This window comes from Allobosea sp. R86505 (assembly GCF_042466375.1).
Classification (GTDB): Bacteria; Pseudomonadota; Alphaproteobacteria; order Rhizobiales; family Beijerinckiaceae; genus Allobosea.
In genome coordinates, this window is sequence record NZ_JAXHPY010000002.1 from 67,345 (window position 1) to 82,621 (window position 15,277).

The following is a 15,277-nucleotide window of genomic DNA, read 5'->3' on the forward strand; positions in this document are numbered from 1 at the left end:
GCTCAGAGGATGACGGCAGAGTGCGTTGGCTGGCTGGTCCGACCCGGCCGAACGACTTTCGTCGGCGCCATGCGGCCGGGCTCACATCTGCAAGACGATCTTGGCGGCCGCGGTCCTGCCGGCGTCGATATCCGCGAAGGCGGCGGCGCCGTCCGCCAGCGCACGGCGCTCGAACCAGCCCAACCCGCCAAGCCGACCTTCCGCCAGGGCCTGCGCCGCCGCCCGGACCGGGGCATTGACCGCGCCAAAGCCTCCATGGCCTGCCGCTCGACGATCTCGAAGAGGAAGCTTGCAACGATAGACACGGCTGCCGCGGCTATCGGGCCATCACTCAAAGGCGGCGGCGCGCCGTGACCGAGGTCGTGCCGATCTGTGCCTTAACACCCGATCGCCTACCTCCGGCCGGGGCCGCTCAGGATCTTGCAAATGCCAGGAGCGGAGCGATGTCGTGCCGGTCGCCTGCCTGCAATGCGTCGATATAGGCGCGGCGTAGCGTGCCAACCTCGGCAAGGCCGCCGCCGCCCCAGCTGAACGATGCTCTGCCGAGGCGTTCGATCAGCAGGTCGGCCATGAGCCGGGCATGGCGTCCGTTGCCGTTGGGAAACGGATGGATCGACACCAGGCGGTGATGCAATCGAAGCGCGATTTCATCCGGGGCGTAGGTCTCGTGCTCCACCCAGTAGCGTACATCGTCGAACAGCGATGGCAGCTCCAGGGGAATGCGGTAGGCTTCGATGCCAATATTGCGCGGGGTCATCCGGTAGGTGCCAGCCCAGGCCCAGACATCGTTGAACATGCGGCGGTGGAGTTCCCGCGCGAAATCCTCGGTGAGGAGGGAAGCGATGCGGGTGTCACGCCGGCGGCGTGCCCACACCGCCCCGCTCACGATATTGGCCTGCTCCGCTTCATTGAGATCGCGGCGATGGGTGATCCAGCTCTGCTTCAGCTCATCGCGCTCTGACGGATCGAGCGGTGTGGCGTCAGCCGGTTCTTGAAACAGATCCGTCATAGCTGCCGCCACAAATCGCGCTCGGTCAGCGTATCGCGGATATAGGCTGCGATCCTTGCTTCGAGATCGGCATCCCCGGTGCCCTGCGCCTCGAGTTTCATGCTGTGCGCGACGCGACCGAGATCGCGTATTGCGATAGCGCGCGCGCGATCGTTCACAGTGCGCTCCAAGGGTTTTTTGGGAACAAGCGCATAGACCAACGTGCAGTCGAGCGCTTCCGCGGCGCGCCGTAACGTCGCTACCTTGATGGCGCCGGTCGCTTCCGAACGTTCCAAGGCATCGGCCGTCTGCGGACGGACACCGAGCCGTTCCGCGAATTGCACGCCGGTCATGCCGAGTGCTTCACGGATGGCTTTGATCCATCCCTTCGGCGGCTCCTTGAACCGCTCGACCGGATTCAGGCGGCCGAGCCGGTCGTCGAGCCGTTGACGGGCATGCTGTCGGGTGGAACCATTCATACTATGCTCTGTTTCTAAATATGCACCTTCAGTCTGCAGTATGATATCACACACGTAATAATCAGTCTATGGGCTTATTTCCGTAGCCTGAAACCAGTCTATAAACTGTAGGTGCCTCGGTACATCTCCCGTACCCAGGGGCGGGCTGTCGTGAGCCGCACCCGCCCTGCAGGAGGTTGCGCCGCCGATCGCCACTTTCATCGCTGATGCAGGACTGTGCCACAAGCGAGGGCAAGGCGACTACGGGATCGCCTCGTTCCGCCGCTGTTGGATGGCAATCGCCATCCGCTCCATGGCGGCGGCCTTCAGGGCTGTCCGTCGTCAGATGATTTGAGACTGTTGCGGCGTCTCAGGAACGGAGGTTCTGGCTCATCTGGGTTTGAGGTTATGCGGCCTGCAGCTGATGCTGCAAGCGTCTGCGCTGGATTGTCTGGCGCTTGATCCTTTCGCGTTCGGTGAGGATGGCCTGCCCGCGGCCGAAGTAGACGTCGGCCGGGGTGAGGTTGCCGAGGCTCTCGTGGTAGCGGGCATGGTTGTAATGCTCGACGAAGGCGGCAACCTGCCGTTCGAGATCGCCGGGCAGATAGTAGTTTTCCAGCAGGATGCGGTTCTTCAGGGTCTGGTGCCAGCGCTCGATCTTGCCCTGTGTCTGAGGGTGATAGGGCGCGCCGCGAACGTGTTTCATGCCCTTGCCGTCGAGCCAGGTGGCGAGGTCGGCCGAGATGTAGGAACTGCCGTTGTCGCTCAACAGCCTGGGTCGATGAGCGACCGTGATCTGGTCGAGCCCCGATGCCGCCAGAGCCAGATCGAGCGTGGCGGTGACGTCGTCAGCCCGCATCGTGGCGCAGAGCTTCCAGGCGACGATGAAGCGGGAGAAGTCGTCGAGCACTGTCGAGAGATAATACCAGCCCCAGCCCGTGATCTTCAGGTAGGTGAAGTCGGTCTGCCAGAGCTGGTTGGGCGCCGTCGTCTTGTCCTTGAACTCGGACGCCGCCTTGATGACGATGTAAGCCGGGCTGGTGATCAGATCATGCGCCTTCAGCAGCCGGTACACCGATGCTTCCGAGACAAAGTAGTGTTTTTCGTCGGTGAAGCGCACCGCCAGCTCGCGTGGGCTCAGCTCCGTTTCGCGCAGCGCCAGGTCGATGATCTCGGCCCGGATCGGGTCGGGAATCCGGTTCCAGACACGATCCGACCGCGAGCGATGATCGGCAAGCGCCTCGATCCCGCCGGTGAGATAGCGATCGTACCAGCGATAGAACGTGGCGCGCGGGATGCCGAGCTTGTCCAAGGTGCGACGCGCCGGCAGGTGCGATCCCTCGACCAGGCGGATGATCTCGGCCTTCTCGGAGGCGGGATACCTCATATGTCGTCCTCCCCATCCGCGAGCATGCTTTTTTTAAGCAGGCGGTTTTCCAGGGTCAGATCGGCCACAGCCTCCTTCAGGGCCTGCGCCTCGCGACGCAGTTCCTTCACCTCGTCTGACGTCGCGGCGCGGGCCGTGTCACCGGCGAGACGGCGCTTGCCGGCGTCGAGGAACTCCTTCGACCAGCCGTAATACATCGACGAGGCGATCCCCTCGCGCCGGCACAGCTCCGCGATGCTCTCCTCGCCGCGCACGCCCTCCAGCACGATGCGGATCTTCTCTTCGGCCGAGAACTGCCGCCGCGTCGCTCGGCGAATATCCTTCACGACTTGCTCTGCCGGTGCTTTCTCCGGCCCCGATTTCTGTCTCATCTGCGCTCCTGAATGGCTGCGATGATCCAGAAATCCTCCCTTCCCGAAAACCCCTAAACTGTCTCAAGAGCGCTGAAGGCGGACACTTCAGGGCCCAGTCTGCGTCGTCACTGGCGGATTTGAAGAAGTTCGCTGCACGGGTGACGATCTGCAGGTTGCCGGGCACATACCCGAGTGCGGAGTTTTTGCGGTCCAGGCTCGGGCGAAGATGGGGGTTGGTGATGGAAGGTTTGAACGCATAGCCTGAAAGAGCACAGCGGTTTTGCTGCAGCTTCAGCAATGCGGCGATCTCCTCCTCGAGCCCTACACGCGTGAACCCGATATCCTTCGCTTTCACGGTGGTCAGCACGGTCTGCCCGTTCGCATAGGCGGCCGTCTGGACAGCGGTGCCGGCCATCCTGCGGATCTCCTCGAAAAAATAGTCGGCCGTTTCCTGTACGAGCGGAGCAGCGGTGGGATCGGGACGTCGCGCCCTGACCGCGGCGATGTCCTTTTTGCGCCACCCCACCGCCTTCGCTTTGGCCTGCCAGTCCGGCTGCAATTCCCATGCGCTGGTGTCTGTCGCTTTGCAGTTAAATGTAAGAATGGCCGCTTCCGAACTGGGGTGAGCATTTAATCATGAGAATGGGCGGGTGCTCATTCTCAAATAAGCTGCTTCTGTGACTGAGTGCGCACGCTGACCCATTGGCCTGCTGCCGGTTTCGTGGACACCGAGATTGGGTGTTTCATGAAGCCGGAGGTGGCAGATGCAGCGAAGACGATTTGGGCGTGAGTTCAAGATCGAGGCGGTTCGCCTGATCAAGGATCGCGGTGTGAGCGTCGCGCAGGCGGCTCGGGATCTGGAGGTCCACGAGAACCAGCTGCGCAAATGGGTGAAGGAATTTGCCGCCGATCCGGCGCAGGCCTTTCCCGGACCTGGTCAGTTGAAGCCCGAGCAGCTCGAGATCGAGCGGCTACGGCGTGAGGTGACCAAGCTCAAGGCGGAGCGCGACATCCTAAAAAAGGCCGCAGCCTACTTCGCGAGGGAAGCGATATGAGATTTGCTTTCATCGCGAGGCACCGTTCGATCTGGCCGGTGGCATGGCTTTGCGACGCGCTGGATGTCTCCCGCTCCGGATTCCATGCCTGGCTGACGCGCTCGCCGAGCCAGCGCTCCGTGGACGACGAGGTGGTTGGCGCCAAGGTCCGCGCGAGCTTCAAGGCCAGCGACCGAACCTATGGCGCTCGTCGGGTCTGGCGCGATGTCTTGGCGGAGGGCGTCTCCTGCGGTTTGCACAGGATCGAACGACTGATGCGCGCTCAAGCCTTGCGGGCACGTCCCCGCCGGCGAGGCCTTCCAAAAGATTGCGGCGAGCGGCCGATCTCGGCTATCGCGCCCAATGTTCTCGATCGCCAGTTCACGGCGATGCGGCCGAATCAGCGTTGGATCGCCGACTTCACCTATGTCTCGACGGCCGAGGGCTGGCTCTACGTCGCTGTCGTGATCGACCTGTTCTCGCGGCGCGTCGTCGGCTGGTCGATGAAGGCCGAAATGACGGCCGCGCTCGTGACAGATGCGCTCATCATGGCGATCTGGCGCCGTGGCAAGCCCGACGCCCTGCTGCACCACTCGGATCAGGGCAGCCAATACACCAGCCAGCACTTCCAGGAACTGCTGGCCGAAAACGGGGTCACCTGCTCGATGAGCCGATCCGGCAACGTCTGGGACAACGCCGCGATGGAGAGCTTCTTCTCCTCGCTGAAAACCGAGCGGATCAGGGGCCAGATCTACCGCACGCGCGACGCGGCCAGGGCAGATGTGTTCGACTACGTCGAGAGGTTCTACAACACCATCCGCAGGCACTCGACCATCGGCTATCTCAGCCCGGTTGAGTTCGAGCGGAACGTGGGATTAGCTTAACTGCGTGTCCACAAAACCGGCAGCAGGCCAGCGCGCTTCATCACGGCGCGGCTCGATGCTGGTGAAAAGCAGACCGAGATCGCGCGCCGTCTCGGCAAACCCCGTGACTGGGTTTCGCGCTATGGCGCGGTGCCGAAGATGCCGCCATTCCTGCAGGAGATGCTGGCGACGAGTTCGATCCGCGCGGTCTACGAACTTTATCAGGCGTGGCGGCAGGAGCCGAAAGATGTCGAGCGCGCGGTTGAGGATCGCACGGCCTTCACCGATGCCCAGGCGAGAGAGTTTGCGGCGACGGTCCGATCATCCGGCACGCCGCCAGTAGCTATCGATGCGAAGGCTGAGGAGCCGGCTGGCTCGATGCCGAACGCCGAGCCCGATCGGCGATCTGCTCAAAATGCGCGCGCTCCAGTGGCAGTAACATCGCAATCGCGTCCTGCTGCAAAGGGTTTGGCTGTCGTGCGGGTACGCGTCGGCAAGCGGCACGGCGCTTTGGTGCTCGACGATACTTTGGCGAGCAGCCAAGGGTTCGCGCGCGTCGCATTCGATGACGGCTCGGTTGAGGATGCGGGCGTGACCGCGCTTCGGGTCGAATCGGTTGTCATCCGCTGAGGCAGTCGGAGGAGCGCCACGACCGACATGTGGTTTGAACCACACTGCGTCGTTTCAAGGCGGCTCGAAGGCCACGACGCCGCGTCGGTTTGCTGTGGGTTGCCGATGGCGCTCGTGACACGCCCCTTCTCGAATCGTTAACCGAGGTGGATTGTTGAGAGTCATGGGTTGGGGTTCTAGTGCAGGATAGGCTTGCCGCCAGCGAATTATTACGCCATTTTGGCGGTCAGAGGCGCTGCTGCGCTTCGATGGATCTTGTCGCGATTAGGGAGCGCCCAGATGCCGACGTTGACGTTGCGGGTTTCGGATGATCTGGCGCTACAGTTCGCTGCCCTGGCCGCGACCGAGGGCGGTAAGTCGGCGCTGATCCGACGGTTGCTCGAGGGCGCAGTCGGCGTACCGGAATCGAAGCGCGCACAGGTCGCGGTCGGGGCTCCGCAGAAGGTGACAGTGCGCTTCCGCGAGAGCGAGCTGCGTCAGCTTGGCGAGCTGGCGACTGCGCGAGGGATGACGCGGACGCAATGGATCACGTCTTTGGTTCGGTCGCGACTGGGCGCACCGGCTCAGCAGTCGGACGGCGAGCGCGAGGCGTTGCGGGCGATCGCGCGCGAGCTCAACCGGATTGGCGGCAACGTCAATCAGATCGCCCGAGCAGCAAACCGTAGCGAGCTCGATCCAGGCGCCGACAGTTGGAGGATGTTGAACGAAACCCGCGTCGCACTGGAAGCGCTTCAGGGCGAATTGAAAGAGGTTCTGGATCGAACCAGCACCTATTGGGAAGGCCGATGATGAGCGGGAAGCATGCCAAAGAGCTTCTCGATGACCTTCCGCCGATCTCCTACGTGTGGCGGACGCCAGTACGCCGGCCGCGTGTGTCCGAGGCCGACATTCCAGACCCAGTCACGCCTCAGCGGGTCACGCCGGCGATGCGGGCGCGGCTCGAGCGGATTGTCGGTCGTGCGCCGGAGGTGATGGTCAAGATCACCGGACGGACCAAGGACGCCGGGCATCTCAAATCCCATCTCGAATACATCATGCGCAATGGCGAACTGACGGCGGAGACCGAGCAGGGTTCGCTGATGCAGGGCCGGGAGGGCCTCAAGGATCTGCAGGCTCGCTGGACCGAGGATACGGCGCTCGACGACAAGCGCCGCCGAGATGGCAGCGTGTCGGTCAACATCATCCTGTCGATGCCGCCGGGCACCAATCCGATCGCGGTGAAAGACGCCGTGCGGGCGTTCGCTATCGAGACGTTCGAAGCGAACCACGACTATGTCTTCGTGCAGCATCTCGATGATAAGCACCCGCATGTGCATCTGACGGTTCGGTCGCAGGGCTACAATCGAAAGCGTCTGAACCCACGGAAGGCCGATCTGGCAACCTGGCGCGAGCGGTTTGCCGGCGAGCTACGGTTGCGGGGCGTCGCGGCCGAGGCCACCCCACGGCGCACCCGGGGAAAGGTACGCAAGCACGACAAGGGAACGGTGGTCGCGCTGCGCCGTCGCGGTGTGGTGCCTGACACGGACAGAGGTGCACGGGAGGATGTGGTTCGCGCGGCAAAGGCAGGGGTCATAGGTCCGCGGCCCTGGGAGGCGAAAGCGCGCGAGCGCCAGGTCAAAATCCGTGCGCAGTATCTGGCTCACGCCAAAGAGCTAGAGCGTACGGGCAAGGGGAGCGATCGGGCTCTCGCGATGAAGGTCCGGGAATTCGTGGCGAAGATGCCGGACCCGGAAACGCGACGGGAGCAGTTGATGCGGGAATTGGCAGCCGATGCGCAACGCAAACGCACCGACCCGGCACGAGGCGAAGCTAACCGCGAACCGGGGAAACCTCGAGGCGAACGGTAGGTGTGGTTTAAACCATCGTCCGAGGCTGCGCGCGCGATCTTCTTGGCAAGATGCGCTCCGATGAGAAGTCGATAGCGACTGGGCTTGATGTGGTCACCCGGACGTCGTGCTGATGCTACTGTCGGGGAAAAATGGGCACGGGCTCTGAATGCAGCGGCGTTGGTTGCGCTGGGGCCGGAGAAGCTTGCTAGCCTCGCTCACCCCGCAAACAATCGATAGGACTGGGCGATAGAAGAGAAGACTGCCCAGGAGAGGACTCGAACCTCCACTCAAGACAAAAAAGCATTGCATTACAACGGATTGACGATGGTGCCACTGTTTCAGGTGTCAAAGCGAAGTTGCAATGACCGTGTGCCAAACGTGTAGCACGGCAATGAGCTGACGCTAGCCCAAATGATGCACAGGGTCTGTCACTGATCCCGGCTAGTGCCCCTCGTCCTCGAAGACGGTTGTGACCGGATCATCGAAATCAAGGAAGCGATCACCGCCCCGGGGTGGGGAAACTAGAGGGCATCAGGCGGCGAGTGGCCAGAGTAAGCCACACTTTTCGCAATACAGCGACAGAGTCCGCCAACGCGGCAACCTCGGCCGCAGTTTTCGATACACGAATGGATAGCTCATGCAGCCGTCCCAAGGCGGCAGCCCGCTCTTCATCCAATGCCGAGGCGACCTGGACGCAGACGCTGCCCGACTGGATCGAAGCCCATGTCCGGACCTTCCGCTTCCTCGGTGGCGTGGCTCGCTTCGTCGTGCGCGACAATCTGAAGTCCGGCGTCCAGAAAGCCTCATTCTACGAACATGAGATCAATCGCAGTTACGGGTTGATAGCCGCCCATTCGTCACCAAAATTGCCATACGCCCCTTCCATGGCCATTGCCCGGATCTGTGTTATCGTTTTCAAGAATTTGTCCGTTTATCCTCCACCAAACCCCGGAAGATACCTCTTGATCAGGCTCTCGATCCGCGCACGCCTCACACTGCTCGTGAGCGCGGTTGTCGGCCCAGTCATGGTCTTCGCGTTCCTGCTGCTCTGGGGTTTCCAGCAAAGCGAGCGCGGGCGGGCGGAGGAGGCGGCCTTCGACGTCGTGCGGCGGGCCTCGGCGATCGTCGACCGCGAGATCGCGGAGATGACGGCGGCGCTCGAGGTGCTGGCGACCTCGCCGTCTCTGCAGAGCGGCGACCTGGCCGCCTTCGATTCGCAAGCGCGGGCCGTGCTGCAGACGCGCGGTCGCTTCATCAGCATGCGCAACCGAAGCGGCCAGCAGGTCGTCAACTCCAACCTGCCCTTCGGCGCGGCTCTGCCGATCGCGACCGATCCCGTGCTGTTGGCGACTGACGCGCGCATCTTCGCGACAGGCGGCGTCTTCTACTCGGACATGTTCTTGGGCACCACGACGAGGACTCCGCTGGTGATGATCAGCGAAACAGTCCGGCAGGGCGGCGAGGTTGCGTACGCGCTAAGCTTGACCATCGACCCGGCGCGCCTCGCCAAGCTTCTGGCGGACGCGGCTCCGGCAGACTGGACGGTGTCGCTGATCGACCGCCGCAACCGCATCATCGCCCGCTCGCGCCAGCACGAACGCTTCGTCAATAACGAGGCAACGGAAACCTTCCGCAAAAACGCGGTCGGCGACGGGGGGTCTTATGTTGGAACCACGCTGGACGGCGTGGAGGTACTCAGTGCCTATTCCCGTTCCTCCACAACGGGATGGCGCGTCGCGGCCGCCGTGCCGATGGCCGTCATTAGGGCGCCGCTCATCCAGTCGACCAGGCAGGTGCTAGCGGCCGCGGGGGCGGCGCTCGCGCTGTCACTCCTACTAGCGGCGCTCGTCTCCCGCGGCATCGCGCGGCCGTTCCAAGCGGTCGCGGCCGCAGCCGGCAAGATGGGCCGGGGGCAGGCGGTGGTCCTGCCGCCGACAGGGCTCGTGGAAGCCGACGCCATCGGCGCTGCGCTGATGCGTGCGGCGAGCGAGAGCGGCGACCGCGAAAAATCGCTGCGCGAGAGCGAGGCGCGCTACCGCCAGGCGCTGGAGGTCGGCAAGATCGGCTCCTGGGAAACTGATTTTGCCAAGGGCGAGCGGCTGTGGTCGTCGGAGGCCATGGCGATCTTCGGAATTTCGCTTCCCGGCGGGATAGGCCAGGTGGGCGGGCCTGACGACGAATGGCGCGCCGCACTGCACGAAGACGACACCGACATTGACGAGGCGATCCAGGCGAGCCTGTTGGGCCAAGACGAGCATGACTTCGAATACCGCATACGCCGGCCCGGAGGCGCCGTCACCTACCTGCATGGCCATGCACGGGTGATCGAGCGCCATGCTACAGGCCGGCCGTCGCGCACCGTCAACGTCGTGGCCGACGTCACGAAGCGACGCGTGGCCGAGCGGGCGCTGCAATCGAGCGAGGCGAAGCTTGAGGCCATCATCGCGAGCGCGCCGATCGGCATCGTCCTCGCCGACGAGGACGGCGCCATCTATGACGGCAACGCCAAGGCGGAGGCGATCTTCGGCCACCCGATCTTCCATTCGAAGGACAAGGACAGCTATGGCGAATGGGTGAGCTTCCACGCGGACGGTAGCCGCGTCTCGGGCGACGAATATCCGCTGGCCAGGGCCCTCGCGGGGGAGGAGCATCCGTCCCTCGAGGTGCACTACCGGCGTCCCGACGGATCGCGCATCTGGCTCTCTCTCATTGGCGCCGCCGTGCGCGACGAAGATGGGCGGATCGTGGGCGCGCTCGTCGCGATCCTCGACATCGACGCTGAGCGCCACGCGACGCAGGCTCTGTCGAGCTTGAACGCCGAGCTCGAGCGGCGGGTGGGGCAGGCCTTGGCGGAACGGCGGCTGCTGGCCGAAATCATCGACAACACGGCCATGCAAGTCCAGATCGTCGGGCTGGATTGGTGCTGGCTGGCGATCAACCGGGCGGCTGCGGAAGAATTCGCACGCATCCACGGGGTGCGCCCGAAAGCCGGCGACGACATGCGGCGATTGCTTCAAGCGCAGCCGGAGCGCCGCGTAGCCGTGGAGGCGGTGGAGGCCGTCTGGGCGCGCGCGCTGGGGGGCGAAGAGTTCGTCGAGACGGCCGAGTTCGGCGATCCAGCGTTCGATCGGCGCGCGCACGAGGTGCGTTCCTACAATCTCTTCGACGCCGACGGACGGCGCATCGGCGCTTATCAGTTCGTGACCGACGTCACGGAGCGGCTGGCCGAGCAGCGCAAGCTCAACGATCTGCAGAAGACGGAGACGATCGGGCAGCTGACCGGCGGCGTGGCGCATGACTTCAACAATCTGCTGGCGGCCATCCTGTCGAACCTCGATCTGGCCCGGAAGCGCATCGACGACGTGAACACGACGAAGCTTCTCGACGGCGCCATAAAGGGCGCGGAGCGGGGCGCGGCGCTGACGGGTCGCCTGCTCGCCTTCGCCCGTCGGCAGGACCTCAAGACCGGGCCGATCGATCTCGCCGGGCTCGTTCAGGGCATGCAGGACCTGTTGGGTCGATCTCTGCACGCGGGCATCGCCGTCTCCGTCAAAATGCCCCCCGGCCTGCCTCCGGTGCTGGCCGACGCAAACCAGCTGGAGATGGCGTTGCTGAACCTCGCGATCAACGCGCGTGATGCCATGCCGGATGGCGGCGCGCTGACTATCGAAGCAGCGCCGCATGCGGCGTCTTCCAATAGGGACGATCGGCTGGCCGAGGGCCGTTACGTGCGCCTTTCGGTGTCCGACACCGGACACGGCATGGACAAGGAGACTGTCAAGCGGGCCACCGAACCATTCTTCACCACTAAGGGCGTCGGCAAGGGCACCGGCCTCGGACTGTCCATGGTGCAGGGCCTTGCGGCACAGTCTGGCGGCCTGATGAGCATCGAAAGCACGATCGGGCGCGGCACGACGATCGTCATCTACCTTCCGCTGGCGGAGCCTCAGGCCGACGGCGCGGCGAGCCGGAAAGAGGCGCCGGCCGCAGCTCGGGCCATTCACGGACTTCTCACGGCACTCGTCGTGGACGACGACGTGCTCGTCGGGATGGGGACCGCAGCAATGTTGGAGGACCTCGGCCACAGCGTGATCGAGGCATCTTCGGGCGAGGAGGCGCTGTCGCGACTGGCAGAGCATCCGGAGATCGACATCGTGATCACCGACCAGTCGATGCCGGGCATGACCGGCTTGCAACTTGCGGACGAGGTTCGCCGACGCCGGCCGGAGCTGCCGGTCGTCCTAGCGACGGGCTACGCGGACCTTCCGAACGGCCAGACGACGGACCTGCCGCGCTTGGCTAAGCCGTTCCGGCAGGAGGAGTTGGCGAAAGTCATCGCGGAGTCGCTCGCAAGGTCGTAATGACGATGGTTCGACCATACGGTCCTCTGCGGGGATCGAAGTGCCAGCCAGCTTGCCGCTGACGACCTCAGCCTTTTTGACCCATTCAAACAGCGTGTGCGCAGTGCAGCCGATCTTGGCGGAAACCGATTGGCATGCCGCCTAACGTGACGGGTAATCGTCCTCGTGAAATCGCAAAGCGCGCTCGCGCATCTCGGAAAAGAACTTGTTCGTCGTCTTGCTCGTCAGTAAGCGGTGTTCTCAGGCCACGGCCTTGAGCGGCTGTGAGGCGTAGGCCCAAGGCAGCAGATCGTCGAGCTGGCTTTGCGGGTGGCCGGCGACGATACGGGCGATGACGTCGGCGAGGTAGGCTTGCGGATCGACGCCGTTGAGCTTGGAGGTCTCCACGAGCGAGGCGACGACTGCCCAGTGCTCGGCGCCGCCATCGGATCCGGCAAAGAGCGCGTTCTTGCGGTTCAAAGCGATCGGTCGGATCGCGCGCTCGACCACGTTGGAGTCGATCTCGACGCGGCCGTCGTCGAGGAAGCGTGAGAGACCGGCCCAGCGCGAGAGCGCGTAGCGGATGGCCTCGGCAAGCTTGCTCTTCTGGCTGACGAGGCCGAGCTTGTCCTTGAGCCACGGCTCCAGCGCCGCGACAATGGGGCGGCTTCGGGCCTGGCGGGCGGCGCAGCGTTCCTCGGCCGAGCAGCCTTTGATGTCGGCCTCGACCTGATAGAGCGTCGCGATGCGCGCGAGCGCTTCCGTGGCGATTGGCGCGGGGCCACCTTGCGCGAGATCGTAGAACTTCCGTCGGACGTGGCTCCAGCAGAAGGCCAGGCTCACGGCATTCCTCTCAGCCAGCGCCTTGTAGCCGGCGTAGCCGTCGACCTGGAGCACGCCGGTGAAGCCTTGAAGATGCCGGATCGGCTGGTCAGCCTTGCGGTCGGGCGCATAGAGATAGGCCACGCCAGGAGGGTCTGCGCCGCCCCAGGGCCGTTCGTCACGGGCGTAGGCAAAGAGCTGGCCGGTCTTGGTCCGGCCGCGGCCGGGATCGAGCACCGGCGCCGTCGTCTCGTCGGCGAAGAGCTTGGTCGATGCCTTCAGCCGCTCGAACAAGCGCTCATGGACCGGCCGTAGGAGGAAGGCTGCCTTGCCGACCCAGTCAGCCAGGGTTGAGCGGTCCAGGTTCACGCCCTGCCGGCCATAGATCTGGGCCTGGCGGTAAAGCGGCAGGTGGTCGGCGTATTTGGCGACCAGAACATGGGCCACCGTTGCCTCGGTCGGGATGCCGCCCTCGACGAGCCGGGCGGGTGCCGGCGCCTGCACCACGACCTCCTCGCAGGCCCGGCAGGCGTATTTCGGCCGACGGGTCACGATCACGCGGAACTGGGCGGGGACGATGTCGAGACGCTCGGAGACATCCTCGCCCATCGCATGCAGCTCGCCCCGGCAGCACGGGCAGGTCTTGTCCTGGACGTCGACGATCTGCTCAACCCGCAGCAGGTGCGCCGGCAGTGCTCCACGGTTGGCGCGGCGTTTCCTGGCCCGGTCGGCATGCTTGACGGGATCAGCCGCTTCCTCGCCCGCGAGGGCCTCGGCCTCGATCTGCTCGGCCTCCTCGAGCCCGAGCAGGAGCTGATCGAGCGGCAGGCTCTCGGCTCGGCGCCCGAAGCGATGACGCTGCAACTCCTTGATGATCTGACGCAGCCGCTCGTTCTCGGCGCGCTCTTCCGCCAGCATCGCCCGAAGCGCGATCGGATCGCTGGTCAGTGGGTTGGCCGCGTTGTTCACGAAGCCGATTCAATCATGGATTACAGTGGCTTGCCAGTCTGGAACGATCAACTTGCCGCGACGGGGACCCGTGTCTCGCGCCGTTCATGCACCCGTCGCCAGTCGAGGCCTTCGAGCAACGCCTGAAGCTGTGCCGCTGTCAGTCGCACGACGCCGTCGGCGATGGCGGGCCACTGGAACTTGCCGTCTTCCAGCCTCTTCGAGAACAGGCAGACGCCCGTTCCATCGAAGTAGACCAGCTTGATCCGGTCGGCGCGCCGCGCCCGGAACACATAGACCGCGCCCGAGAACGGATCGGCGCCCATGTTCTCGCGCACCAGCGCGGCCAGGCCCTCCGCGCCCTTGCGGAAGTCGACCGGCTTCGTCGCGATCATGACGCGGACCGCGCCGGTCGGGCCGATCACGCGCCGCCCTTCAGCGCGCCGATCACCGCGGCAATCGTCTTGGGGCTCGCACCGGTTCCGACACGCACCACGACGCCGTCAATCTCGATCTCGATCCCGCCGCTCGGCCTGGCGACAGTGCGACGACGACGCGTGGTCGGCTGCCTCACGGTCTCGGGTTCGCAACGAACTGCATCGACCACCGCGGGCACGAACATGGGCGATGATGCCGGCTCTGGTGCTCGCCGCAAAAGACGCCGCCAGCCGAAAAGCTGCTGCGGAGACAAGGCATGGCGGCGCGCAATCGCGCTCACCGTCGCGCCCGGCTCGTAGCTCTCCGCCACGATCCTTGCCTTGTCGTCGTCCGACCAATCTCGTCGGCGCCCGGTCCCAGTGAAGACCTCGAACCGCCGAACCGGCTCGTCGTCGCTGGATTTAAGCGTAAGCTCTGAAATCGTCATGTGTCGAAGCCCTCAGGGGCCTCAAACATCGGCGCTCAGACCGCTCAAGCAAAGGTGCCAGCGGGACATCGCTTACGCTCGTCATGGCTCCATCCTGTTTGGAAGTTAATGGAGTGGATGCCCCTCCTGCCAGCGCTCTCGCGTGTCAAACATTGAGGCCTGCGGATTGGCCGCAGCGGGAGGCGAACATGAACAACGTCACCAACATCGGAATCGATCTGGCAAAGCCGGTGTTCCACGCGCACGGCGCTTTTGCTGATGGCGCAGTCGCCTTCCGGAAAAGACTATCGCGACCGCAGGTGCTCCCATTCCTCGCGCAACAGCATCGCTGCATCGTCGCGATTGAAGCTTGCGCCACTGCTCATGAATGGGGACGCGCAATCGAGGAGCTCGGTCACGACGTGCGGCTGATCCCAGCAGCCTACGTCAAGCCGTTCGTAAAGCGGCAGAAGAATGACGCGTTGGCACGCGGGTTGATAGGTCAGGATACCTGATCTCCCAGTGGGCGACAGCGCCCGAGCAGCAGCAACTTGCGATGCCCATTCAGAGGAGGGTTACCATCTTCATAGACTAATGTCGATCATCGTGTGTCTGTCGTGGTGGCTCACTGCGAAGCATCGTCTTCCGGATAGCCGCGCTTAACTTTCACGGCAGCGATGTTCCGTTTCGTCAAAAGCATGGTTACCTTTTGTTAAACGTTGCTGAGCTAACGATATAATCAAGATACAAGCATTGTAGCTGTCAACGATGCGATTGCCGT

The 15,277-nt window shown here is 64.0% G+C and carries 12 protein-coding genes and 2 pseudogenes; 7 read left to right on the top strand and 7 right to left on the bottom strand.

Features of this window, described 5'->3' with window-relative positions:
- The first annotated feature begins 9 nt into the window (after nucleotides 1-9).
- Nucleotides 10-354, top strand: a complete 345-nt coding sequence (locus SJY11_RS24360; RefSeq protein WP_376989485.1) for a hypothetical protein — start codon at nucleotides 10-12, stop codon at nucleotides 352-354.
- Nucleotides 355-412: 58 nt separating this feature from the next.
- Here the strand turns inward: SJY11_RS24360 and SJY11_RS24365 are convergent, their stop codons facing one another.
- The 3 genes from SJY11_RS24365 to SJY11_RS24375 form a co-directional block, all read right to left on the bottom strand.
- Nucleotides 413-1,009 (bottom strand): mobile mystery protein B, encoded by a 597-nt coding sequence (locus tag SJY11_RS24365; RefSeq protein WP_376989486.1) that lies wholly within the window; start codon nucleotides 1,007-1,009, stop codon nucleotides 413-415.
- A complete protein-coding gene (locus SJY11_RS24370) occupies nucleotides 1,006-1,467 on the bottom strand; it encodes a mobile mystery protein A (protein WP_376989487.1) in 462 nt (153 codons plus the stop codon). Before SJY11_RS24370 ends, SJY11_RS24365 begins: the two co-directional genes overlap by 4 nt.
- Nucleotides 1,468-1,852: 385 nt before the next feature.
- A protein-coding gene (locus tag SJY11_RS24375; protein WP_376984341.1) for an IS3-like element ISMex37 family transposase occupies nucleotides 1,853-3,204 on the bottom strand; the annotation gives its coding sequence in 2 pieces (ribosomal slippage) (nucleotides 1,853-2,868 and nucleotides 2,868-3,204; 1,353 coding nt in all).
- A 746-nt stretch (nucleotides 3,205-3,950) separates the two neighbouring features.
- On the opposite strand from SJY11_RS24375, the gene SJY11_RS24380 reads away from it, so the two are divergent.
- The 5 genes from SJY11_RS24380 to SJY11_RS24400 all read left to right on the top strand — a co-directional run bounded on the left by SJY11_RS24380 (nucleotide 3,951) and on the right by SJY11_RS24400 (nucleotide 11,903).
- Nucleotides 3,951-5,104, top strand: a protein-coding gene (locus SJY11_RS24380) for an IS3 family transposase (protein WP_376988016.1) whose coding sequence is annotated in 2 segments (ribosomal slippage) — nucleotides 3,951-4,200 and nucleotides 4,200-5,104 — 1,155 coding nt in all. Because the reading frame shifts where the segments join, the coding sequence is not laid out codon by codon here.
- A gap of 39 nt (nucleotides 5,105-5,143) precedes the next feature.
- Nucleotides 5,144-5,713: a KorB domain-containing protein gene (locus SJY11_RS24385; protein ID WP_376989517.1), complete on the top strand. Its 570-nt coding sequence runs from the start codon at nucleotides 5,144-5,146 to the stop codon at nucleotides 5,711-5,713.
- A gap of 279 nt (nucleotides 5,714-5,992) precedes the next feature.
- Nucleotides 5,993-6,502: a plasmid mobilization protein gene (locus SJY11_RS24390; RefSeq protein WP_376989488.1), complete on the top strand. Its 510-nt coding sequence runs from the start codon at nucleotides 5,993-5,995 to the stop codon at nucleotides 6,500-6,502.
- Entirely contained in the window at nucleotides 6,499-7,560 is a 1,062-nt protein-coding gene (locus SJY11_RS24395; protein ID WP_376989489.1) for a relaxase/mobilization nuclease domain-containing protein, read from the top strand. The genes SJY11_RS24390 and SJY11_RS24395 overlap by 4 nt, the downstream gene beginning before the upstream one ends.
- Nucleotides 7,561-8,168: 608 nt before the next feature.
- A complete protein-coding gene (locus tag SJY11_RS24400; protein ID WP_376989490.1) occupies nucleotides 8,169-11,903 on the top strand; it encodes a PAS domain S-box protein in 3,735 nt (1,244 codons plus the stop codon).
- Between the two features lie 15 nt (nucleotides 11,904-11,918).
- Here the strand turns inward: SJY11_RS24400 and SJY11_RS24405 are convergent.
- The 4 genes and pseudogenes from SJY11_RS24405 to tnpA form a co-directional block, all read right to left on the bottom strand.
- Nucleotides 11,919-12,095, bottom strand: a pseudogene (locus SJY11_RS24405) (IS3 family transposase); the annotation flags it as partial.
- Nucleotides 12,096-12,143: 48 nt separating this feature from the next.
- Complete coding sequence (gene tnpC / locus SJY11_RS24410; RefSeq protein ID WP_376989519.1) at nucleotides 12,144-13,622, bottom strand: IS66 family transposase; 1,479 nt, start codon at nucleotides 13,620-13,622, stop codon at nucleotides 12,144-12,146.
- A 98-nt stretch (nucleotides 13,623-13,720) separates the two neighbouring features.
- Nucleotides 13,721-14,077, bottom strand: a complete 357-nt coding sequence (tnpB, locus tag SJY11_RS24415) for an IS66 family insertion sequence element accessory protein TnpB (protein WP_376986912.1) — start codon at nucleotides 14,075-14,077, stop codon at nucleotides 13,721-13,723.
- On the bottom strand, nucleotides 14,074-14,517 hold the full coding sequence (gene tnpA, locus SJY11_RS24420; protein WP_376986911.1) for an IS66-like element accessory protein TnpA: 444 nt from the start codon (nucleotides 14,515-14,517) through the stop codon (nucleotides 14,074-14,076). The genes tnpB and tnpA overlap by 4 nt, the downstream gene beginning before the upstream one ends.
- A 188-nt stretch (nucleotides 14,518-14,705) precedes the next feature.
- Here tnpA and SJY11_RS24425 point away from each other — a divergent pair.
- Nucleotides 14,706-14,975: pseudogene (locus SJY11_RS24425) on the top strand (IS110 family transposase); the annotation flags it as partial.
- Nucleotides 14,976-15,277: the final 302 nt, after the last annotated feature.

What these genes read in the sequence shown, in the direction of transcription:
- SJY11_RS24360 (WP_376989485.1), top strand. Translation starts at nt 10, where the DNA reads ATGACGGCAGAGTGCGTTGGCTGGCTGGTCCGACCCGGCCGAACGACT.
- SJY11_RS24365 (WP_376989486.1), bottom strand. Translation starts at nt 1,009, where the DNA reads ATGACGGATCTGTTTCAAGAACCGGCTGACGCCACACCGCTCGATCCG.
- SJY11_RS24370 (WP_376989487.1), bottom strand. Translation starts at nt 1,467, where the DNA reads ATGAATGGTTCCACCCGACAGCATGCCCGTCAACGGCTCGACGACCGG.
- SJY11_RS24390 (WP_376989488.1), top strand. Translation starts at nt 5,993, where the DNA reads ATGCCGACGTTGACGTTGCGGGTTTCGGATGATCTGGCGCTACAGTTC.
- SJY11_RS24395 (WP_376989489.1), top strand. Translation starts at nt 6,499, where the DNA reads ATGATGAGCGGGAAGCATGCCAAAGAGCTTCTCGATGACCTTCCGCCG.
- SJY11_RS24400 (WP_376989490.1), top strand. Translation starts at nt 8,169, where the DNA reads ATGGATAGCTCATGCAGCCGTCCCAAGGCGGCAGCCCGCTCTTCATCC.
- tnpC (WP_376989519.1), bottom strand. Translation starts at nt 13,622, where the DNA reads ATGCTGGCGGAAGAGCGCGCCGAGAACGAGCGGCTGCGTCAGATCATC.
- tnpA (WP_376986911.1), bottom strand. Translation starts at nt 14,517, where the DNA reads ATGACGATTTCAGAGCTTACGCTTAAATCCAGCGACGACGAGCCGGTT.